The 21,190-nt window shown below is 55.5% G+C and carries 17 protein-coding genes, 4 tRNA genes and 1 rRNA gene; all 22 read left to right on the top strand.

Features of this window, described 5'->3' with window-relative positions:
* A 5S ribosomal RNA gene (gene rrf, locus LQ215_RS17180) occupies positions 1–100 on the top strand; the annotation flags it as partial.
* A gap of 133 nt (positions 101–233) precedes the next feature.
* Positions 234–1,190 carry a bifunctional biotin--[acetyl-CoA-carboxylase] ligase/biotin operon repressor BirA gene (birA, locus tag LQ215_RS17185; RefSeq protein ID WP_230151654.1) on the top strand — a complete coding sequence of 319 codons (957 nt, stop codon included), beginning with the start codon at positions 234–236 and terminating at the stop codon, positions 1,188–1,190.
* Positions 1,180–1,929 carry a pantothenate kinase gene (locus tag LQ215_RS17190; RefSeq protein ID WP_230151655.1) on the top strand — a complete coding sequence of 250 codons (750 nt, stop codon included), beginning with the start codon at positions 1,180–1,182 and terminating at the stop codon, positions 1,927–1,929. The genes birA and LQ215_RS17190 overlap by 11 nt, the downstream gene beginning before the upstream one ends.
* A gap of 7 nt (positions 1,930–1,936) precedes the next feature.
* The gene (locus LQ215_RS17195; protein WP_057452119.1) at positions 1,937–2,392 is read left to right on the top strand and encodes a hypothetical protein; all 456 of its coding nucleotides are present in this window, start codon (positions 1,937–1,939) and stop codon (positions 2,390–2,392) included.
* Between the two features lie 142 nt (positions 2,393–2,534).
* Positions 2,535–2,619: transfer RNA gene (locus LQ215_RS17200), tRNA-Tyr, on the top strand.
* A 23-nt stretch (positions 2,620–2,642) separates the two neighbouring features.
* Positions 2,643–2,716, top strand: a tRNA-Gly gene (locus LQ215_RS17205).
* A gap of 26 nt (positions 2,717–2,742) precedes the next feature.
* Positions 2,743–2,818: transfer RNA gene (locus LQ215_RS17210), tRNA-Thr, on the top strand.
* Positions 2,819–2,902: 84 nt separating this feature from the next.
* Positions 2,903–4,096 (top strand): elongation factor Tu, encoded by a 1,194-nt coding sequence (gene tuf, locus LQ215_RS17215; protein WP_003186103.1) that lies wholly within the window; start codon positions 2,903–2,905, stop codon positions 4,094–4,096.
* A 53-nt stretch (positions 4,097–4,149) separates the two neighbouring features.
* A tRNA-Trp gene (locus tag LQ215_RS17220) sits at positions 4,150–4,225 on the top strand.
* A gap of 45 nt (positions 4,226–4,270) precedes the next feature.
* Positions 4,271–4,639: a preprotein translocase subunit SecE gene (gene secE / locus LQ215_RS17225; RefSeq protein WP_003206102.1), complete on the top strand. Its 369-nt coding sequence runs from the start codon at positions 4,271–4,273 to the stop codon at positions 4,637–4,639.
* A gap of 9 nt (positions 4,640–4,648) precedes the next feature.
* Complete coding sequence (gene nusG, locus LQ215_RS17230) at positions 4,649–5,182, top strand: transcription termination/antitermination protein NusG (RefSeq protein ID WP_003186097.1); 534 nt, start codon at positions 4,649–4,651, stop codon at positions 5,180–5,182.
* A gap of 117 nt (positions 5,183–5,299) precedes the next feature.
* Entirely contained in the window at positions 5,300–5,731 is a 432-nt protein-coding gene (gene rplK / locus LQ215_RS17235) for a 50S ribosomal protein L11 (RefSeq protein WP_003176435.1), read from the top strand.
* Complete coding sequence (rplA, locus tag LQ215_RS17240; RefSeq protein WP_003186095.1) at positions 5,731–6,426, top strand: 50S ribosomal protein L1; 696 nt, start codon at positions 5,731–5,733, stop codon at positions 6,424–6,426. The genes rplK and rplA overlap by 1 nt, the downstream gene beginning before the upstream one ends.
* Before the next feature lie 198 nt (positions 6,427–6,624).
* Positions 6,625–7,125 (top strand): 50S ribosomal protein L10, encoded by a 501-nt coding sequence (gene rplJ, locus LQ215_RS17245; protein WP_003186092.1) that lies wholly within the window; start codon positions 6,625–6,627, stop codon positions 7,123–7,125.
* 79 nt (positions 7,126–7,204) lie between these two features.
* Positions 7,205–7,570: a 50S ribosomal protein L7/L12 gene (rplL, locus tag LQ215_RS17250; protein WP_230151658.1), complete on the top strand. Its 366-nt coding sequence runs from the start codon at positions 7,205–7,207 to the stop codon at positions 7,568–7,570.
* Positions 7,571–7,790: 220 nt separating this feature from the next.
* The gene (gene rpoB / locus LQ215_RS17255; protein WP_053125867.1) at positions 7,791–11,864 is read left to right on the top strand and encodes a DNA-directed RNA polymerase subunit beta; all 4,074 of its coding nucleotides are present in this window, start codon (positions 7,791–7,793) and stop codon (positions 11,862–11,864) included.
* A 64-nt stretch (positions 11,865–11,928) separates the two neighbouring features.
* Positions 11,929–16,128: a DNA-directed RNA polymerase subunit beta' gene (rpoC, locus tag LQ215_RS17260; RefSeq protein WP_230151660.1), complete on the top strand. Its 4,200-nt coding sequence runs from the start codon at positions 11,929–11,931 to the stop codon at positions 16,126–16,128.
* A gap of 216 nt (positions 16,129–16,344) precedes the next feature.
* Complete coding sequence (rpsL, locus tag LQ215_RS17265; protein WP_003186084.1) at positions 16,345–16,716, top strand: 30S ribosomal protein S12; 372 nt, start codon at positions 16,345–16,347, stop codon at positions 16,714–16,716.
* A 102-nt stretch (positions 16,717–16,818) separates the two neighbouring features.
* Positions 16,819–17,289: a 30S ribosomal protein S7 gene (gene rpsG, locus LQ215_RS17270; protein WP_003186074.1), complete on the top strand. Its 471-nt coding sequence runs from the start codon at positions 16,819–16,821 to the stop codon at positions 17,287–17,289.
* 30 nt (positions 17,290–17,319) lie between these two features.
* Positions 17,320–19,425 carry an elongation factor G gene (gene fusA, locus LQ215_RS17275; RefSeq protein ID WP_230151663.1) on the top strand — a complete coding sequence of 702 codons (2,106 nt, stop codon included), beginning with the start codon at positions 17,320–17,322 and terminating at the stop codon, positions 19,423–19,425.
* A gap of 30 nt (positions 19,426–19,455) precedes the next feature.
* A complete protein-coding gene (tuf, locus tag LQ215_RS17280; RefSeq protein WP_003186071.1) occupies positions 19,456–20,649 on the top strand; it encodes an elongation factor Tu in 1,194 nt (397 codons plus the stop codon).
* Positions 20,650–20,806: 157 nt separating this feature from the next.
* On the top strand, positions 20,807–21,118 hold the full coding sequence (gene rpsJ / locus LQ215_RS17285; RefSeq protein ID WP_003186070.1) for a 30S ribosomal protein S10: 312 nt from the start codon (positions 20,807–20,809) through the stop codon (positions 21,116–21,118).
* Positions 21,119–21,190: the final 72 nt, after the last annotated feature.

The raw sequence follows: 21,190 nt of genomic DNA on the forward strand, positions 1-21,190 counted from the left end.
CATTGGAACCACCTGATCCCATCCCGAACTCAGCAGTGAAACGATGCATCGCCGATGGTAGTGTGGGGTTTCCCCATGTGAGAGTAGGTCATCGTCAAGATTAAATTCCGAAACCCCTATCTGCTGATGCAGGTAGGGGTTTTGTTTTGCCCGCGGGAAAGTCATTTTGTGTTTCTATGCAACTGTCTTGCGCATGGCTATCATGCGGGCCTCATTATCAGGGCGCAGTCCGCATGCTCACGTTGCTAAAACTTCTGAAGGATGGTCGCTTTCATTCAGGGCAGGCGCTAGGTGCTGCGCTGGGTATCAGTCGTAGTGCTGTATGGAAGCAATTGCAGCACTTGGAGGCAGAAATAGGGCTGTCTGTTCATAAGGTTCGAGGTAGGGGGTACCAGTTGGCTAAGCCTCTGGTGCTTTTGGATGCTGCTGAGATTCACGCAAAAGGCCTTCATGAGTGGCCTGTCCATATCTTTGACGCTATTGACTCCACCAACGCCGAGGCGCTGCGTTTGATCGAGCGTGGGGCGGCGGCACCGTTCATGGTTTTGGCCGAGCGACAGATCGCTGGTCGTGGTCGCCGTGGCCGTAAGTGGGTCAGTCCGTTTGCCGAAAACCTCTATCACAGCCTGGTGCTGCGCATTGACGGCGGCATGCGGCAGATCGAAGGGCTGAGCCTGGTCGTCGGGCTTGCTGTCATGCATGCCCTGCGTGATATGGGGATCGCAGAGGCGGGACTGAAATGGCCTAATGATGTCCTGGTAGGAGAGAAAAAGATCGCCGGCATTTTGCTTGAGCTGGTGGGGGATCCTGCGGACGTTTGCCATGTTGTCCTGGGCGTGGGGATTAATGTGAATATGCAATCGACTGATGAGGTCGACCAGCAATGGACATCCATGTGCCTTGAGGCAGGAAGGGATTTTGATAGAAATGAGCTGGTGGCACGATTGGGTGCGAAGCTTCAGCACTATCTGAAGCTTCATCATGCATCGGGGTTTGCCGCAATACAGTCGGAGTGGGAGCAACACCATCTTTGGCAGGGCAAGGCTGTCTCCCTGATTGCTGGTGTTAATAAAATTGACGGTATTGTGCTGGGCATTGATCACCAGGGTGCGCTGCGTTTGAAGGTAGAGGGTGTGGAAAAAAACTTTAGCGGTGGTGAGCTCAGCCTGAGGTTGCGTGATGATTCTTGAGCTTGACTGCGGCAATAGCTTTATCAAATGGCGTGTTCTTCGTGCTGACGGGCTGACGCCGGTTGACGGCGGCGTGGTCAGCTCTGACAGCGATTTGCTGGTGAGCCTCAGTAATGCCGAGAAGTTCCAGCTCAAGAAATGTCGTCTTGTTAGTGTGCGGACCCTGGAGGAGACAGATTCACTGGTCGCCTCTCTGGTTGATGCGTATGGGGTGTCGGTGACCCGTGCTGTGCCTGCCCGAGAAATGGCGGGGGTGAAAAACGGCTACCAGGATTACGAGCGGTTGGGGCTTGATCGATGGCTGGCGCTGCTTGGTGGGTTCCATCTTGCTTCAGGTGCATGCCTGGTCCTTGACTTTGGTACTGCCATTACCGCTGATTTTGTGGCGGCGGATGGTGAGCATCTCGGCGGATTCATTTGCCCGGGCATGCCTTTAATGCGTAACCAATTGCGTACTCACACGCGAAGAATTCGCTATGACGATATGGCGGCTGAGCGAGCCCATGAGAGTCTTGCTCCAGGTCGGACAACTGTCGAAGCAGTCGAGCGCGGTTGCATGCTGATGCTCAGAGGGTTTGTTCTGACTCAGCTTGAATTGGCGCAGCAATATTGGGGAAAGGATTTCGTGGTGTTTCTCACGGGTGGGGACGCCAATCTGGTTTCCGGGGTTGTTCCTGATGCCAAGGTGGTGCCCGATCTGGTTTTTGTCGGTTTGGCGATGGCCTGTCCTTTGTCTTGAGGTTTCTATGCGGTGGTTGTTTCTGTTGTTGCTGGTTTTGAATGTCTTCTACTACATCTGGCATCAGCAGGAGGCCCCACTTCGCGCCAAGGATGTGACTCCGCTCAGTTTGTACCGCGGTTCGCAGCAGGATATCCACCTGTTGAGCGAAACGGCGGATGCACTTGTCAGGCGCGACCTGGGTAAACCCGGTGAAGCGCAAAAGACCTGTGTTTACTTGGGTGGTTTTGTTCGTCCGGAGCTGGCCAGGCAGTTGGAGCAGCGATTGGCTGCCTCGGGCGTCGTAGGTCGTTCTGCTGCGCCGAACTCGCCAAATCTCCCTGAGGGTGGGGGATTCTGGGTTCAGGTTTCCCAGGAAAGCGCGGGAAAGGTGAATGAAACGTTGCTTCAAAACCTTTCTAAAGAATTCAATGAGTTAAAACATAAAATAATGCCATGCGAAGGGGTTGCACCGGCAGGGTAGTTTGCATAGAATGGCGCCCGCTTCGCAGCGAAGACCTTTAAAGGTTAGCGATACGAAGCGACGTCAACGCAGCTAACCTCAGGTTTTTAATGAGAAAATGCTTGACAGAAGGCTGGCATGATATAGAATGCCGGCTCGCTTAGGAGGGGTTCCCGAGCGGCCAAAGGGATCAGACTGTAAATCTGACGTCTACGACTTCGAAGGTTCGAATCCTTCCCCCTCCACCATTTTAGCGTGAGCTGCAAGCTCCGCGGGTATAGTTTAGTGGTAGAACCTCAGCCTTCCAAGCTGATGATGCGGGTTCGATTCCCGCTACCCGCTCCAAGTTTGCAGGTTGTGCATAGTGTTTCGCTCTTGTAGCTCAGTTGGTAGAGCACACCCTTGGTAAGGGTGAGGTCAGCGGTTCAAATCCGCTCAAGAGCTCCATATAACAAGGCAGATATGAAAATATCTGCCTTTGTTTTAATGGCTTGTGTGACTTGCTAAATTCTTCTCCTAGGGGTGATTTCGATGGCTAAGGAAAAGTTCGAACGTAATAAGCCGCACGTCAACGTTGGTACTATTGGTCACGTTGACCACGGTAAAACCACGCTGACCGCTGCTCTGACCCGTGTCTGCTCCGAAGTTTTCGGTTCGGCCAAGGTTGACTTCGACAAGATCGATAGCGCCCCGGAAGAGAAAGCTCGCGGTATCACCATCAACACCGCTCACGTTGAATACGATTCGGCCGTGCGTCACTACGCACACGTTGACTGCCCAGGTCACGCCGACTACGTAAAAAACATGATCACTGGTGCTGCCCAGATGGATGGTGCGATCCTGGTTTGTTCGGCCGCTGATGGTCCGATGCCACAAACCCGTGAGCATATCCTGCTGTCCCGCCAGGTAGGCGTTCCGTACATCGTTGTCTTCCTGAACAAGGCTGACATGGTTGACGACGCTGAGCTGCTGGAACTGGTTGAGATGGAAGTGCGCGATCTGCTGAGCACTTACGATTTCCCAGGTGATGACACTCCAATCATCATCGGTTCGGCTCTGATGGCTCTGAACGGCCAAGACGACAACGAAATGGGCACCACTGCTGTCAAGAAGCTGGTGGAAACTCTGGATAGCTACATCCCAGAGCCAGAGCGTGCTATCGACAAGCCGTTCCTGATGCCAATCGAAGACGTATTCTCGATCTCCGGTCGCGGTACTGTTGTGACTGGTCGTGTTGAGCGTGGCATCGTCCGTATCCAGGAAGAAGTTGAGATCGTCGGTCTGCGCGATACTCAGAAAACTACCTGCACCGGCGTTGAAATGTTCCGCAAGCTGCTCGACGAAGGTCGTGCTGGTGAGAACTGCGGCGTGCTGTTGCGCGGCACCAAGCGTGACGATGTTGAGCGTGGCCAGGTTCTGGTCAAGCCAGGTACCGTAAAGCCGCACACCAAGTTCACCGCAGAAGTTTACGTTCTGAGCAAGGAAGAAGGCGGTCGTCATACTCCGTTCTTCAAAGGCTACCGTCCACAGTTCTACTTCCGTACAACTGACGTGACTGGTAACTGCGAGCTGCCAGAAGGTGTTGAAATGGTAATGCCGGGTGACAACATTCAGATGACTGTTACCCTGATCAAGACCATCGCGATGGAAGACGGTCTGCGTTTCGCTATCCGTGAAGGCGGTCGTACCGTCGGCGCTGGCGTCGTAGCCAAAGTCATCGAGTAAACAGTTGTAATGTCTTTTTCAGGCCGGCATAATGGTCGGCCTGATTTTGTTTTAGGTCAGTAGCTCAATTGGCAGAGCGACGGTCTCCAAAACCGTAGGTTGGGGGTTCGATTCCCTCCTGACCTGCCAGATTCACTCAGTGTGTCTGGCTTTCTTTTCACAGGATCTTCATAGATGACTCCTAAAGCTGAAGCTCAAGGCTCTCGCTTCGATCTGCTCAAGTGGCTAGTAGTAGTCGCTTTGGTGGTTATTGGCGTTGTTGGCAATCAGTATTATTCTGCTTCGCCGATCCTGTACCGCGTACTTGCATTGCTCGCCATTGCTGCTGTTGCTGCCTTTGTAGGCCTGCAGACAGCCAAGGGCAAGTCTTTCTTTGTACTCGCTAAGGAAGCTCGCACTGAGATTCGTAAAGTCGTATGGCCGACTCGCCAAGAAACCACGCAGACCACGTTGATCGTTGTGGCTGTTGTTCTGGTAATGGCGTTGCTGTTGTGGGGGCTCGATTCCCTGCTCGGCTGGCTTGTTTCCTTGATTGTTGGCTAAGGGTGTCCCGTGGCTAAGCGTTGGTACGTTGTGCATGCTTACTCGGGTTACGAGAAGCATGTTATGCGCTCGCTGGTAGAGCGCGTAAAGCTGGCTGGCATGGAAGATGGCTTTGGCGAGATTCTGGTCCCCACTGAAGAAGTGGTTGAGATGCGTAATGGCCAGAAGCGCAAAAGTGAACGTAAGTTCTTTCCGGGCTACGTGCTGGTACAGATGGACATGAACGAAGGGACTTGGCACTTGGTCAAGGATACCCCTCGGGTGATGGGCTTCATTGGCGGTACTGCCGACAAGCCTGCGCCGATCACAGATAAAGAGGCAGAAGCGATTCTGCGTCGCGTCGCTGATGGTAGCGACAAGCCGAAACCGAAAACACTGTTTGAACCAGGTGAGGTTGTACGCGTCACCGACGGTCCATTCGCTGATTTTAACGGCACGGTTGAAGAAGTTAACTACGAAAAGAGCCGGATCCAAGTGGCAGTGCTCATTTTCGGTCGCTCTACTCCGGTAGAGCTAGAGTTCAGTCAGGTCGAAAAGGTCTGATTGAGCAGGCATCCCAACCCCGCAGCCCAAGGCTGTGGGGTTTTGTCGTCACTGGGATAAACGCGCAAGTAACCGGGGAGCCTTTCGAGGCGTTCGAACCCGTAATTGGAGTGCCTCATGGCCAAGAAAATTACCGCTTACATCAAGCTGCAAGTGAAGGCCGCTCAGGCTAACCCAAGCCCACCTGTTGGTCCTGCCCTGGGTCAGCACGGCGTGAACATCATGGAATTCTGCAAGGCCTTCAACGCCCGTACTCAGGGTCTTGAGCCAGGTCTGCCGACTCCAGTGATCATCACTGTCTACAGCGACCGTAGCTTCACTTTCGAAACAAAAAGCACCCCAGCTTCGGTTCTGCTGAAGAAGGCTGCAGGTTTGACCAGCGGTTCCGCTCGTCCAAACACCGTTAAGGTTGGCACCGTTACCCGTGCTCAGCTGGAAGAAATCGCGAAAACCAAAAACGCGGATCTGACTGCAGCTGATATGGATGCAGCCGTGCGTACTATCGCCGGTTCTGCTCGTAGCATGGGCCTTAACGTGGAGGGTGTGTAATGGCTAAGCTGACTAAGCGTCAAAAGGCTATCGCCGGCAAAATTGAAGCAGGCAAGGCCTACAACTTTGTAGACGCCGCCGCTCTGCTGGCTGAGCTGTCGACTGTCAAGTTCAGCGAGTCGTTCGACGTTGCTGTAAACCTGGGTGTTGACCCACGTAAATCCGACCAGGTCGTTCGTAGCGCTACCGTGCTGCCACACGGCACTGGCAAGACCGTTCGTGTAGCTGTCTTCACCCAGGGCCCGGCAGCTGAAGCTGCTCTGGCTGCTGGTGCTGATCGCGTAGGCATGGACGATCTGGCTGCTGAAATGAAGGGCGGCGACCTGAACTATGACGTAGTGATCGCATCCCCGGATGCCATGCGCGTTGTAGGTCAGTTGGGTCAGATCCTCGGTCCACGTGGTCTGATGCCTAACCCTAAAGTCGGCACCGTAACGCCAGACGTAGCCACCGCGGTTAAAAACGCCAAGGCTGGTCAGGTTCGTTATCGCACCGACAAAAACGGCATCATCCACACTTCCGTTGGCAAGATCGGCTTCGATGCCGTCAAGCTGAAGGAAAACGTTGAAGCCCTGATCGCTGATCTGAAGCGTATCAAGCCAGCTTCTTCGAAAGGTATCTACGTCAAGCGCGTTACCCTGAGCACCACTATGGGCCCAGGTCTGGTCATCGATCAGAGCTCGCTCGACGCGTAAGACTCAGGTTGGCGCAAGTAATTGCGCCAATCAAAAAATTGGGGTCCCTGCCTGGCGGGGGCTGTCCAAGACCGTAGGCGACGCAAGTCTTAAACCACAAGCCTACGCAGATGGTGCTCCCGGTTCCTTACCGAATCAGACACCAAAACGACATTCGGTTTCGACCGGATGAAACGGTAACAAGCAGGAGTTAAACCCGTGGCAATTAAACTCGAAGACAAGAAGGCCATCGTCGCTGAAGTCAACGAGGCTGCCAAAGCTGCTCTGTCCGCTGTCGTGGCTGATGCCCGTGGCGTAACAGTAGGCGCTATGACCGGACTCCGTAAAGAGGCTCGTGAAGCTGGCGTTTACGTACGTGTTGTACGTAACACCCTGCTCAAGCGCGCCGTTGCTGACACTGAATACAGTGTCCTCAACGACGTGTTCACCGGCCCGACCTTGATCGCGTTCTCCACCCAACATCCTGGCGCTGCCGCCCGTTTGTTCAAGGAATTCGCCAAAGGTCAGGACAAGTTCGAGATTAAGGCAGCTGCGTTCGAGGGCAAGTACCTCGCAGCTAACCAGATCGACGTACTGGCAACTCTGCCGACCCGTGACGAAGCAATTTCCCAGCTGATGAGCGTGATTCAAGGCGCAACCAGCAAATTGGCTCGTACCCTGGCGGCACTGCGCGACCAGAAAGAAGCTGCCGCAGCCTAAGGCTGAGCATCCCTTTCCGCGTTTTTTGTTTATTTCGATGGTCGCGTAGGCCGTCCCCCAATTGTAGGAATTTAGAGTCATGTCTATCTCTCAAAACGATATCCTCGAAGCCGTTGGCAACATGTCCGTAATGGAAGTTGTTGAGCTGATCAAAGCTTTCGAAGAAAAATTCGGTGTTACCGCTGCTGCTGCTTCCGCTGGTCCAGCTGCTGCTGTTGCCGTTGCTGAAGAGCAAACCGAATTCAACGTCATGCTGACCGAAGCTGGCGAGAAGAAAGTAAACGTGATCAAGGCAGTACGTGAACTGACCGGTCTGGGCCTGAAAGAAGCCAAGGCTGTAGTTGACGGCGCTCCTGCCATGGTTCTGGAAGCTGTTGCCAAAGATGCAGCTGACAAAGCCAAAGCAGTTCTGGAAGAAGCAGGCGCTAAAGTCGAGCTGAAGTAAGCATCGACTTTGCGTCTCCAGCCCGAGCGTTAAGCGACAGGCTGATGGCTGGTGGCTCTTGCCACCGGCCTTTTTCCGTTATTGGCAGCCGACTGGGTCGGTGCCGATAGCGAGCTGTAACCACCCGATGTGGTGGCGCAAACCATGGGGTTTGCACGATTTTCTGGCTGCTCCCGTCGGGAGGGGCCAAACAAGCAGGTGACCAAGCTGGGGAACGCTGATGGCTTACTCATATACTGAGAAAAAACGTATCCGCAAGGACTTTAGCAAGTTGCCGGACGTCATGGATGTGCCGTACCTCCTGGCCATCCAGCTGGATTCGTATCGTGAATTCTTGCAAGCGGGAGCGACTAAAGATCAGTTCCGCGACGTGGGCCTGCATGCGGCCTTCAAATCCGTTTTCCCGATCATCAGCTACTCCGGCAATGCTGCGCTGGAGTACGTCGGTTATCGCCTGGGCGAACCGGCATTTGATGTCAAAGAATGCGTATTGCGCGGTGTTACTTACGCCGTACCTTTGCGGGTAAAAGTGCGCCTGATCATTTTCGACAAAGAATCGTCGAACAAAGCGATCAAGGACATCAAAGAGCAAGAAGTCTACATGGGTGAAATCCCCCTGATGACTGAGAACGGTACCTTCGTAATCAACGGTACCGAGCGTGTAATCGTTTCCCAGCTGCACCGTTCTCCGGGCGTGTTCTTCGACCACGACCGTGGCAAGACGCACAGCTCCGGCAAACTGCTTTACTCCGCGCGCATCATTCCTTACCGCGGTTCGTGGTTGGACTTCGAGTTCGACCCGAAAGACTGCGTATTCGTGCGTATCGACCGTCGTCGCAAGCTGCCTGCATCGGTACTGCTGCGCGCGCTCGGCTATACCACCGAAGAAGTGCTGGACGCGTTCTACACCACCAACGTTTTCCATGTGCAAGGTGAAAACCTCAGCCTGGAACTGGTGCCTCAGCGCCTGCGCGGTGAAATCGCTGTCCTCGATATCCAGGATGACAAAGGCAAGGTTATTGTCGAGCAGGGTCGTCGTATCACCGCTCGCCACATCAACCAGCTGGAAAAAGCCGGGATCAAAGAGCTGCAGGTACCTCTGGACTACGTCCTGGGTCGCACCACGGCCAAGGTCATCGTGCATCCGGCCACCGGCGAAATCCTGGCAGAGTGCAACACCGAGCTGAACACCGAGATCCTGGCAAAAATCGCCAAGGCCCAGGTCGTTCGCATCGAGACGCTGTACACCAACGACATCGATTGCGGTCCGTTCATCTCCGACACGCTGAAGATCGACTCCACCGGCAACCAACTGGAAGCCCTGGTCGAGATCTATCGCATGATGCGTCCTGGCGAGCCGCCAACCAAGGATGCCGCCGAGACCCTGTTCAACAACCTGTTCTTCAGCCCTGAGCGCTATGACCTGTCTGCGGTCGGCCGGATGAAGTTCAACCGTCGTATCGGTCGTACCGAAATCGAAGGTTCGGGTGTACTGAACAAGGACGACATCGTTGCCGTTCTCAAAACCCTGGTCGACATCCGTAACGGCAAGGGCATCGTCGATGACATCGACCACCTGGGTAACCGTCGTGTTCGCTGCGTAGGCGAAATGGCCGAGAACCAGTTCCGTGTTGGCCTGGTGCGCGTAGAGCGTGCGGTCAAGGAACGTCTGTCGATGGCTGAAAGCGAAGGCCTGATGCCGCAAGACCTGATCAACGCCAAGCCAGTGGCTGCGGCGGTGAAGGAGTTCTTCGGTTCGAGCCAGCTGTCCCAGTTCATGGACCAGAACAACCCGCTGTCCGAGATCACCCACAAGCGTCGTGTCTCCGCACTCGGCCCGGGCGGTCTGACCCGTGAGCGTGCAGGCTTCGAAGTTCGTGACGTACACCCGACTCACTACGGTCGTGTATGCCCGATCGAAACGCCGGAAGGTCCGAACATCGGTCTGATCAACTCCCTGGCTGCCTATGCGCGCACCAACCAGTACGGCTTCCTCGAGAGCCCGTACCGTGTGGTGAAAGACGCCCTGGTCACCGACGAGATCGTGTTCCTGTCCGCCATCGAAGAAGCTGATCACGTGATCGCTCAGGCTTCGGCCACGATGAACGACAAGAAAGTCCTGATCGACGAGCTGGTAGCTGTTCGTCACTTGAACGAGTTCACCGTCAAGGCGCCGGAAGACGTCACCTTGATGGACGTATCGCCGAAGCAGGTAGTTTCGGTTGCAGCGTCGCTGATCCCGTTCCTCGAGCACGACGACGCCAACCGTGCGTTGATGGGTTCGAACATGCAGCGTCAGGCTGTACCCACCCTGCGTGCTGACAAGCCGCTGGTAGGTACCGGCATGGAGCGTAACGTTGCCCGTGACTCCGGCGTTTGCGTCGTGGCTCGTCGTGGCGGCGTGATCGACTCCGTCGACGCCAGCCGTATCGTGGTTCGTGTTGCCGATGACGAAGTTGAAACTGGCGAAGCCGGTGTCGACATCTACAACCTGACCAAATACACCCGCTCCAACCAGAACACCTGCATCAACCAGCGTCCGCTGGTGAGCAAGGGTGATCGGGTTCAGCGCAGCGACATCATGGCCGACGGTCCGTCCACCGATATGGGTGAACTGGCGTTGGGTCAGAACATGCGCATCGCGTTCATGGCATGGAACGGCTTCAACTTCGAAGACTCCATCTGCCTGTCCGAGCGTGTGGTCCAGGAAGACCGCTTTACCACGATCCACATCCAGGAACTGACCTGTGTGGCCCGTGACACCAAGCTTGGCCCAGAGGAAATCACTGCGGACATCCCGAACGTGGGTGAGGCTGCACTGAACAAGCTGGACGAAGCCGGTATCGTTTACGTAGGTGCTGAAGTAGGCGCAGGCGACATCCTGGTCGGTAAGGTCACTCCGAAAGGCGAGACCCAGCTGACTCCGGAAGAAAAACTGCTGCGTGCCATCTTCGGTGAAAAAGCCAGCGACGTTAAAGACACCTCCCTGCGCGTGCCTACCGGCACCAAGGGTACCGTCATCGACGTACAAGTCTTCACTCGCGACGGCGTTGAGCGTGATGCTCGTGCACTGTCGATCGAGAAGACTCAACTCGACGAGATCCGCAAGGACTTGAACGAAGAGTTCCGTATCGTCGAAGGCGCAACTTTCGAGCGTCTGCGCTCCGCTCTGGTCGGCCACAAAGCCGAAGGCGGCGCCGGCCTGAAGAAAGGTCAGGAAATCACCGACGAAGTTCTCGACGGTCTTGAGCATGGCCAGTGGTTCAAACTGCGCATGGCTGAAGATGCTCTGAACGAGCAGCTCGAGAAGGCCCAGGCCTATATCGTTGATCGCCGCCGTCTGCTGGACGACAAGTTCGAAGACAAGAAGCGCAAACTGCAGCAGGGCGATGACCTGGCTCCAGGCGTGCTGAAAATCGTCAAGGTTTACCTGGCAATCCGTCGTCGCATCCAGCCGGGCGACAAGATGGCCGGTCGTCACGGTAACAAAGGTGTGGTCTCCGTGATCATGCCGGTTGAAGACATGCCGCACGATGCCAATGGCACCCCGGTCGATGTGGTCCTCAACCCGTTGGGCGTACCTTCGCGTATGAACGTTGGTCAGATCCTTGAAACCCACCTGGGCCTCGCGGCCAAGGGCTTGGGCGAGAAGATCAACCGTATGATCGAAGAGCAGCGCAAGGTCGCTGACCTGCGTAAGTTCCTGCACGAGATCTACAACGAGATCGGCGGTCGCAACGAAGAGCTGGACACCTTCTCCGACCAGGAAATCCTGGATCTGGCGAAGAACCTGCGCGGCGGCGTTCCAATGGCTACTCCGGTGTTCGACGGTGCCAAGGAAAGCGAAATCAAGGCCATGCTGAAACTGGCAGACCTGCCAGAAAGCGGCCAGATGCAGCTGTTCGACGGCCGTACCGGCAACAAGTTCGAGCGCCCGGTTACCGTTGGCTACATGTACATGCTGAAGCTGAACCACTTGGTAGACGACAAGATGCACGCTCGTTCTACCGGTTCTTACAGCCTGGTTACCCAGCAGCCGCTGGGTGGTAAGGCGCAGTTCGGTGGTCAGCGTTTCGGGGAGATGGAGGTCTGGGCACTGGAAGCGTACGGTGCTGCATACACTCTGCAAGAAATGCTCACAGTGAAGTCGGACGATGTGAACGGCCGGACCAAGATGTACAAAAACATCGTGGACGGCGATCACCGTATGGAGCCGGGCATGCCCGAGTCTTTCAACGTGTTGATCAAGGAAATTCGTTCCCTCGGCATCGATATCGATCTGGAAACCGAATAACACGTGACGCGAATCGAGAGCGGGGCTGTTTTGCCCGCTCTCTGCTCCGCCAGGAGGAAAGGCCTTGAAAGACCTACTGAATTTGCTGAAAAACCAGGGTCAAGTCGAAGAGTTCGACGCTATCCGTATTGGATTGGCCTCGCCTGAGATGATCCGTTCGTGGTCGTTCGGTGAAGTTAAAAAGCCGGAAACCATCAACTACCGTACGTTCAAACCTGAGCGTGACGGCCTGTTCTGCGCCAAGATCTTTGGCCCGGTCAAGGATTACGAGTGCCTGTGCGGTAAGTACAAGCGCTTGAAGCACCGTGGTGTGATCTGCGAGAAGTGCGGTGTTGAAGTCGCGCTGGCAAAAGTTCGCCGTGAGCGCATGGCGCACATCGAACTGGCCTCGCCAGTTGCCCACATCTGGTTCCTGAAATCGCTGCCGTCCCGTATCGGCCTGCTGATGGACATGACCCTGCGTGATATCGAACGCGTTCTCTACTTCGAGAGCTATGTCGTTATCGACCCAGGCATGACCACCCTTGAAAAAGGTCAGCTGCTCAACGACGAGCAGTACTTCGAAGCGCTGGAAGAGTTCGGCGACGATTTCGATGCCCGCATGGGTGCCGAAGCTGTCCGCGAACTGCTGCACGCTATCGACCTGGAACACGAGATTGGCCGTCTGCGCGAGGAAATTCCGCAAACCAACTCCGAAACCAAGATCAAGAAGCTGTCCAAGCGTCTGAAGTTGATGGAAGCCTTCCAGGGTTCCGGCAACCTGCCAGAGTGGATGGTGCTGACCGTTCTGCCGGTTCTGCCGCCAGACCTGCGTCCACTGGTTCCGCTTGATGGCGGTCGTTTCGCGACTTCCGACCTCAACGATCTGTATCGTCGAGTGATCAACCGTAACAACCGCTTGAAGCGTCTGCTCGATCTGTCCGCTCCGGACATCATCGTGCGCAACGAAAAGCGTATGTTGCAGGAAGCGGTCGACGCACTGCTCGACAACGGTCGTCGTGGCCGCGCTATCACCGGTTCCAACAAGCGTCCTCTGAAATCCCTGGCCGACATGATCAAGGGTAAGCAGGGTCGTTTCCGTCAGAACTTGCTCGGTAAGCGTGTTGACTACTCCGGTCGTTCGGTAATTACCGTAGGCCCGACCCTGCGTCTGCACCAGTGCGGTCTGCCAAAGAAAATGGCCTTGGAGCTGTTCAAGCCGTTCATTTTCGGCAAGCTGGAAATGCGTGGTCTTGCGACCACCATCAAAGCGGCCAAGAAAATGGTCGAGCGCGAGCTGCCAGAGGTCTGGGACGTTCTCGCTGAAGTGATTCGCGAACACCCGGTTCTGCTCAACCGTGCACCGACCCTTCACCGTCTGGGTATCCAGGCGTTTGAACCGGTACTGATCGAAGGTAAGGCTATCCAGCTGCACCCGTTGGTCTGTGCTGCGTACAACGCCGACTTCGACGGCGACCAAATGGCCGTGCACGTACCGCTGACACTGGAAGCCCAGTTGGAAGCGCGTGCGTTGATGATGTCGACCAACAACATTCTGTCGCCAGCCAACGGTGAGCCAATCATCGTTCCGTCGCAGGACGTTGTATTGGGTCTGTACTACATGACGCGTGAAGCGATCAACGCCAAGGGCGAAGGTCGTGTGTTCGCGGATCTGCAAGAAGTTGACCGTGTGTTCCGTGCCGGCGAAGCCGCGCTGCACGCCAAGGTCAAGGTGCGGATCAACGAAACCGTGAACGATCGTGACGGCGGCAGCGTGACCAACACTCGTATTGTCGACACTACCGTCGGCCGTGCGCTGTTGTTCCAGGTTGTGCCAAAAGGTCTGTCCTACGACGTCGTCAACCTGCCGATGAAGAAAAAGGCGATCTCCAAGCTGATCAACCAGTGCTACCGCGTGGTTGGTCTGAAAGAGACCGTGATCTTCGCTGACCAGTTGATGTACACCGGTTTTGCCTATTCGACCATTTCCGGCGTTTCCATCGGTGTTAACGACTTCGTTATCCCGGATGAAAAAGCCCGCATCATCGGTGCTGCTACCGAAGAAGTGAAAGAGATCGAAAGTCAGTACGCCTCCGGCCTGGTAACCCAGGGCGAGAAGTACAACAAGGTGATCGACCTCTGGTCCAAGGCGAACGACGAAGTTTCCAAGGCGATGATGGCCAACCTCTCGAAAGAGAAAGTCATCGACCGTCATGGCAACGAAGTCGACCAGGAATCCTTCAACTCGATGTACATGATGGCCGACTCGGGCGCACGGGGTTCTGCTGCGCAGATCCGTCAGCTCGCCGGTATGCGTGGCCTGATGGCCAAGCCGGACGGTTCCATCATCGAGACCCCGATTACCGCGAACTTCCGTGAAGGCCTGAGCGTACTCCAGTACTTCATCTCCACTCACGGTGCTCGTAAGGGTCTTGCGGATACCGCGTTGAAAACGGCGAACTCCGGTTACCTGACGCGTCGTCTGGTAGACGTTGCCCAGGATCTGGTCGTGACCGAGATCGATTGCGGCACCGAACATGGCCTGGTAATGACTCCGCACATTGAAGGCGGTGACGTTGTAGAGCCGTTGGGTGAACGCGTATTGGGTCGTGTTATCGCCCGTGACGTATTCAAGCCGGGTACCGAGGACGTGATCGTTCCTGCGGGCACACTGGTTGACGAGAAGTGGGTCGAGTTCATCGAGCTCAACAGCATCGACGAAGTGATCGTACGTTCGCCGATCAGCTGCGAAACCCGCTACGGTATCTGCGCCAAGTGCTACGGTCGCGACCTGGCACGTGGTCACCAGGTGAACATTGGTGAAGCGGTCGGCGTAATCGCCGCCCAGTCCATCGGTGAGCCGGGTACCCAGCTGACGATGCGTACGTTCCACATCGGTGGTGCGGCAAGCCGGACCTCCGCGGCCGACAGCGTTCAGGTGAAGAATGGCGGTACCGTCCGTCTGCACAACCTCAAGCACGTTGAGCGCGTGGATGGTCACCTGGTGGCTGTGTCGCGTTCCGGTGAGCTGGCCATCGCTGACGACTTCGGTCGCGAGCGCGAGCGCTACAAGCTGCCATACGGTGCTGTGATTTCGGTCAAGGAAGGTGACAAGGTCGACGCTGGCGCCATCGTGGCCAAGTGGGACCCGCACACTCACCCGATCGTTACCGAAATGAAAGGTACCGTGACCTACGTGGGCATGGAAGAAGGCATCACGATCAAGCGTCAGACCGACGAATTGACCGGTATGACCAACATTGAAGTACTCGATGCGAAAGATCGTCCAGCTGCTGGCAAGGACATCCGTCCTGCTGTGAAGATGGTCGACGACAACGGCAAGGATCTGTTGCTGCCAGGCACTGACGTAATCGCTCAGTACTTCCTGCCAGCCAACGCCCTGGTCGGTGTTGCGGACGGTGCGCGGATCGCGATCGGTGACGTTATCGCCCGTATCCCGCAGGAAACTTCGAAAACCCGCGACATCACCGGTGGTCTGCCGCGTGTTGCCGACTTGTTCGAAGCCCGTCGTCCGAAAGAAGCCTCGATTCTGGCTGAAGTCAGCGGCACCATCGCGTTCGGTAAAGAGACCAAGGGCAAGCGTCGCCTGGTCATTACACCGAACGACGGTAGCGATCCGTACGAAGAGCTGATTCCGAAGTGGCGTCACCTGAACGTCTTCGAAGGCGAACAGGTAAACCGCGGCGAAGTTATCTCGGACGGTCCGAGCGATCCACACGACATCCTGCGTCTGCTGGGTGTGAGTGCGCTGGCCAAGTACATCGTGAACGAGATCCAGGACGTTTACCGTCTGCAAGGCGTGAAGATCAACGACAAGCACATCGAGACCATCCTGCGTCAGATGCTGCGTAAAGTTGAAATCGCTGAATCCGGCGATTCGAGTTTCATCAAGGGCGACCAGATGGAACTGACTCACGTACTGGTAGAAAACGAGCGCCTGGCTGCGGACGATAAGTTCGTATCCAAGTTCACTCGCGTGCTGCTGGGTATCACCAAGGCATCGCTGTCCACCGAATCGTTCATCTCGGCGGCTTCCTTCCAGGAAACCACCCGCGTACTGACCGAGGCGGCGGTAACCGGCAAGCGCGATTACCTGCGCGGCCTGAAAGAAAACGTGGTCGTGGGTCGTCTGATCCCGGCTGGTACCGGTTTGGCCTATCACAGCGAGCGCAAGCGTCGCCGTGATGCTGACAAGCCGTTGCGCGTAAGCGCCAGTGAAGTGGAAGCTGCACTGACCGAAGCACTGAACTCGAGTGGTAACTGAGTTCTGCGGTAATTGAGTGCCTGGCCCTGGTCGCCCCGTTCGGCGGATCGAGACAAATTGTCGAGATCCGGCGGGCGGGGAGGTCGGGGCCTTGCCTTGACTGGGGACAAGATCCTCTTTAGACTCTTGATCCCCTAAATTTGGCGGGAATTCGTTCCTGCCATTTTGCTTTTCTTGTAAGACAATAGCGTCGCAAGACAACAGTGGAGCTAGTAGATGGCAACTATCAACCAGCTGGTACGTCAGCCGCGTAAGCGTATCGTCGAGAAATCCGACGTGCCTGCGCTGCAGAACTGCCCGCAACGTCGTGGCGTATGCACCCGTGTGTATACCACCACGCCGAAAAAACCTAACTCGGCACTGCGTAAAGTATGCCGTGTGCGTCTGACCAACGGTTTCGAGGTTTCCTCGTACATCGGCGGTGAAGGCCACAACCTGCAAGAACACAGCGTGGTCCTGATCCGCGGCGGTCGTGTAAAAGACTTGCCAGGTGTTCGTTACCACACCGTTCGCGGCTCTTTGGATACTTCCGGCGTTAAAGGTCGTAACCAAGGTCGTTCGAAGTACGGTACCAAGCGTCCGAAATAATCGGCCGTTTTGCAGTTTTTAATTTTATTGAGTCGATAAGAGTAAGGTCGGGCACGCATCCGCTGTCCCGGGCTAACCTGAAGACCGTTTGAGGGCTTATCAATGCCAAGACGTCGCGTAGCAGCCAAACGTGAGATTCTGGACGATCCGAAATACGGAAGCCAGATTCTCGCCAAGTTCATGAACCACGTAATGGAAAGCGGCAAGAAAGCCGTTGCCGAGCGTATCGTTTATGGCGCACTGGACAAAGTTAAGGAACGCAAGAACAGCGATCCCCTGGAAATCTTCGAGAAAGCTCTCGACGCCATCGCTCCGCTGGTCGAAGTGAAGTCGCGCCGTGTAGGCGGTGCTACTTACCAGGTTCCGGTCGAAGTTCGTCCGTCCCGTCGTAACGCCCTGGCAATGCGCTGGTTGGTAGACTTCGCCCGCAAGCGCGGCGAGAAGTCCATGGCCCTGCGTTTGGCTGGCGAACTGTTGGACGCTGCTGAAGGTAAAGGTGCTGCAGTTAAGAAGCGTGAAGACGTGCACCGTATGGCTGAAGCCAACAAGGCTTTCTCGCACTACCGCTTCTAATTTTAGCGTCACTCAATTTGCGAGGGCTTTATGGCTCGTACTACACCGATTAACCGCTACCGTAACATCGGTATCGTTGCTCACGTGGATGCTGGTAAAACCACCACCACCGAGCGCGTCCTTTTTTACACCGGCAAAAGTCACAAGATGGGCGAGGTGCATGATGGCGCCGCGACCACCGACTGGATGGTGCAGGAGCAGGAGCGTGGTATTACCATTACTTCTGCTGCCATTACCGCTTTCTGGAAGGGTTCCGAGAAGCAGTACAAGGACGAGCACCGCTTCAACGTCATCGATACCCCGGGCCACGTTGACTTCACTATTGAAGTAGAACGTTCCCTGCGCGTACTCGACGGCGCTGTGGTTGTATTCTGCGGTACCTCGGGCGTTGAGCCTCAGTCGGAAACCGTATGGCGTCAAGCCAACAAATACGGCGTTCCGCGTCTTGTTTATGTGAACAAGATGGACCGTGCTGGTGCCAACTTCCTGCGCGTGATCGGTCAGATCAAGCAGCGTCTGGGCCACACTCCTGTGCCTATCCAGCTGGCTATCGGTTCCGAAGACAACTTCCAGGGTCAGATCGATCTGATCAACATGCAAGCTGTCTACTGGAACGATGCTGACAAAGGCATGGTCCCTGTTCGCAAGGACATTCCTGCTGAATTGCTGGAAGAAGCCGAGAAGTGGCGCGGCAACATGGTTGAGGCTGCGGCCGAAGCCAACGAAGAGCTGATGAACAAGTACCTAGAAGGTGAAGAGCTCACCAACGAGGAAATCAAGGCCGCTCTGCGTCAGCGTACTATCGCTGGTGAAATCGTCCTGGCTGTTTGCGGTTCTTCCTTCAAGAACAAGGGTGTTCCCCTGGTTCTCGACGCCGTGATCGACTTCCTGCCTGCGCCAACCGACATTCCTGCCATCAAGGGTACTGACCCGGATGACGAGACTGTCGAGCTGGAGCGTCATGCAGACGACAACGAGCCGTTCTCGGCTCTGGCGTTCAAGATCGCTACCGACCCATTCGTGGGTACCTTGACCTTTGTCCGCGTTTACTCGGGCGTGTTGAACTCCGGCGACGGCGTGATCAACTCTGTAAAAGGCAAGAAAGAGCGCGTAGGCCGTATGGTGCAGATGCACGCAAACGCCCGCGAAGAGATCAAGGAAGTGCGCGCTGGCGACATCGCGGCCTTGATCGGCATGAAGGACGTCACCACGGGTGAAACTTTGTGCAATGGCGACAAGCCAATCATCCTGGTTCGCATGGACTTCCCGGAGCCGGTTATTTCGGTTGCCGTTGAGCCTAAGACCAAGGACGACCAGGAAAAAATGGGTATCGCTCTGGGCAAGCTCGCTCAGGAAGACCCGTCTTTCCGCGTCAAGACTGATGAAGAGACTGGTCAAACGATCATCTCCGGCATGGGCGAGTTGCACCTGGACATCCTGGTTGACCGGATGCGCCGTGAGTTCAACGTCGAAGCCAACATCGGTAAGCCTCAGGTTTCCTATCGTGAGCGCATCACGAAGAACTGTGAAATCGAAGGCAAGTTCGTTCGTCAATCCGGCGGTCGTGGTCAGTTTGGTCACTGCTGGATCCGTTTTGCACCGGCTGACGAAGGTCAGGAAGGTCTGCAATTCGTGAACGAAGTCGTAGGTGGTGTGGTTCCTAAGGAATACATCCCGGCGATCCAGAAGGGTATCGAAGAGCAGATGAAGAACGGCGTTGTTGCCGGTTATCCGCTGATCGGCCTGAAGGCAACTGTGTTTGATGGTTCTTACCACGACGTCGACTCCAACGAGATGGCGTTCAAGGTGGCTGCTTCCATGGCAACCAAGCAACTGGCCCAGAAGGGCGGTGGTGAGTTGCTCGAGCCTATCATGGCGGTAGAAGTCGTTACGCCTGAAGACTACATGGGTGATGTCATGGGCGACCTTAACCGTCGTCGTGGCATGATTCTGGGTATGGAAGATACGGTTTCCGGCAAGGTCATTCGTGCCGAGGTTCCGTTGGGTGAAATGTTCGGTTATGCAACCGACGTTCGTTCCATGTCTCAGGGTCGCGCAAGCTACTCTATGGAATTCAAAAAATACAATACAGCTCCGTCGCATATCGTCGAGACTGTTACCAAAAAGCAAGGCTGATTCAGCCCTTTAGGCAAGGAGTTAATTGTCGTGGCTAAAGAAAAATTTGATCGTTCCCTACCGCACGTCAACGTTGGCACCATTGGTCACGTTGACCACGGTAAAACCACTCTGACTGCAGCTCTGACTCGCGTCTGCTCCGAAGTTTTCGGTTCGGCCGTTGTTGCTTTCGACAAAATCGACAGCGCTCCGGAAGAAAAGGCTCGTGGTATCACCATCAACACCGCGCACGTTGAGTACAACTCTTCGATTCGTCACTACGCTCACGTTGACTGCCCAGGTCACGCTGACTACGTGAAGAACATGATCACTGGTGCTGCCCAGATGGACGGCGCGATCCTGGTTTGCTCGGCCGCTGATGGTCCGATGCCACAAACCCGTGAGCACATCCTGCTGTCCCGTCAGGTAGGCGTTCCGTACATCGTTGTCTTCCTGAACAAGGCTGACATGGTTGACGACGCTGAGCTGCTGGAACTGGTTGAGATGGAAGTGCGCGATCTGCTGAGCACTTACGACTTCCCAGGTGATGACACTCCAATCATCATCGGTTCGGCTCTGATGGCTCTGAACGGCCAAGACGACAACGAAATGGGTACCACCGCTGTCAAGCGCCTGGTAGAAACTCTGGACAGCTACATCCCAGAGCCAGTTCGTGTTATCGACAAGCCATTCCTGATGCCAATCGAAGACGTGTTCTCGATCTCGGGTCGCGGTACTGTTGTGACCGGTCGTATCGAGCGCGGTATCGTCAAGGTTCAGGATCCACTGGAAATCGTAGGTCTGCGTGACACCACCGTCACCACCTGCACCGGTGTTGAAATGTTCCGTAAGCTGCTCGACGAAGGTCGTGCTGGCGAGAACTGCGGCGTTCTGCTGCGTGGTACCAAGCGTGACGACGTTGAGCGTGGCCAGGTTCTGGTTAAGCCAGGTTCGGTCAAGCCGCACACCAAGTTCGAAGCTGAAGTGTACGTTCTGAGCAAAGAAGAAGGCGGTCGTCACACTCCGTTCTTCAAAGGCTACCGTCCACAGTTCTACTTCCGTACAACTGACGTGACTGGTAACTGCGAGCTGCCAGAAGGCGTTGAAATGGTAATGCCAGGCGACAACATCAAAATGGTTGTCACCCTGATCAAGACCATCGCAATGGAAGACGGTCTGCGTTTCGCTATCCGTGAAGGCGGTCGTACCGTCGGCGCTGGCGTCGTAGCCAAAATCATCGAGTAAGCTCTTTCTTGAGTAAGCTTTGATGAGTTGAAAAAGCCCCCGCTCAGCGGGGGCTTTTTTATTGGGTTGACACCTATATGGGGCGTCTATAGAATTGCGCCTCCTTTTAACGGGCGTATTGCGCCCGGTGGGAATAGCAGCCGGAGTCTGAAATCCAATGCAAAATCAGCAAATCCGTATCAGGTTGAAGGCTTTTGACCATCGCCTGATCGACCAATCCACCCAGGAAATCGTGGAAACCGCGAAACGTACTGGTGCTCAAGTGCGTGGTCCAATTCCACTGCCTACCCGTAAAGAGCGGTTCACCGTTCTGGTCTCCCCGCACGTCAACAAAGACGCGCGTGACCAGTACGAGATCCGTACTCATAAGCGCGTTCTGGACATCGTCCAGCCAACGGATAAAACCGTTGATGCACTTATGAAGCTTGATCTTGCGGCCGGTGTGGAAGTGCAGATCAGCCTCGGCTAAGACTCGGTCTTAGTCGTGTAACGCTCTGAAATGGGCGGCCATAGCGGGTGAAAGCCCCGTACACTCATGAGG

Source organism: Pseudomonas brassicacearum, assembly GCF_918698105.1.
GTDB lineage: Bacteria > Pseudomonadota > Gammaproteobacteria > Pseudomonadales > Pseudomonadaceae > Aquipseudomonas > Aquipseudomonas brassicacearum_F.

What these genes read in the sequence shown, in the direction of transcription:
- rpoB (WP_053125867.1), top strand. Translation starts at nt 7,791, where the DNA reads ATGGCTTACTCATATACTGAGAAAAAACGTATCCGCAAGGACTTTAGC.
- rpsG (WP_003186074.1), top strand. Translation starts at nt 16,819, where the DNA reads ATGCCAAGACGTCGCGTAGCAGCCAAACGTGAGATTCTGGACGATCCG.
- LQ215_RS17195 (WP_057452119.1), top strand. Translation starts at nt 1,937, where the DNA reads ATGCGGTGGTTGTTTCTGTTGTTGCTGGTTTTGAATGTCTTCTACTAC.
- rplA (WP_003186095.1), top strand. Translation starts at nt 5,731, where the DNA reads ATGGCTAAGCTGACTAAGCGTCAAAAGGCTATCGCCGGCAAAATTGAA.
- LQ215_RS17190 (WP_230151655.1), top strand. Translation starts at nt 1,180, where the DNA reads ATGATTCTTGAGCTTGACTGCGGCAATAGCTTTATCAAATGGCGTGTT.
- rpsJ (WP_003186070.1), top strand. Translation starts at nt 20,807, where the DNA reads ATGCAAAATCAGCAAATCCGTATCAGGTTGAAGGCTTTTGACCATCGC.
- birA (WP_230151654.1), top strand. Translation starts at nt 234, where the DNA reads ATGCTCACGTTGCTAAAACTTCTGAAGGATGGTCGCTTTCATTCAGGG.
- fusA (WP_230151663.1), top strand. Translation starts at nt 17,320, where the DNA reads ATGGCTCGTACTACACCGATTAACCGCTACCGTAACATCGGTATCGTT.
- rplK (WP_003176435.1), top strand. Translation starts at nt 5,300, where the DNA reads ATGGCCAAGAAAATTACCGCTTACATCAAGCTGCAAGTGAAGGCCGCT.
- secE (WP_003206102.1), top strand. Translation starts at nt 4,271, where the DNA reads ATGACTCCTAAAGCTGAAGCTCAAGGCTCTCGCTTCGATCTGCTCAAG.
- rplL (WP_230151658.1), top strand. Translation starts at nt 7,205, where the DNA reads ATGTCTATCTCTCAAAACGATATCCTCGAAGCCGTTGGCAACATGTCC.
- tuf (WP_003186103.1), top strand. Translation starts at nt 2,903, where the DNA reads ATGGCTAAGGAAAAGTTCGAACGTAATAAGCCGCACGTCAACGTTGGT.
- rpsL (WP_003186084.1), top strand. Translation starts at nt 16,345, where the DNA reads ATGGCAACTATCAACCAGCTGGTACGTCAGCCGCGTAAGCGTATCGTC.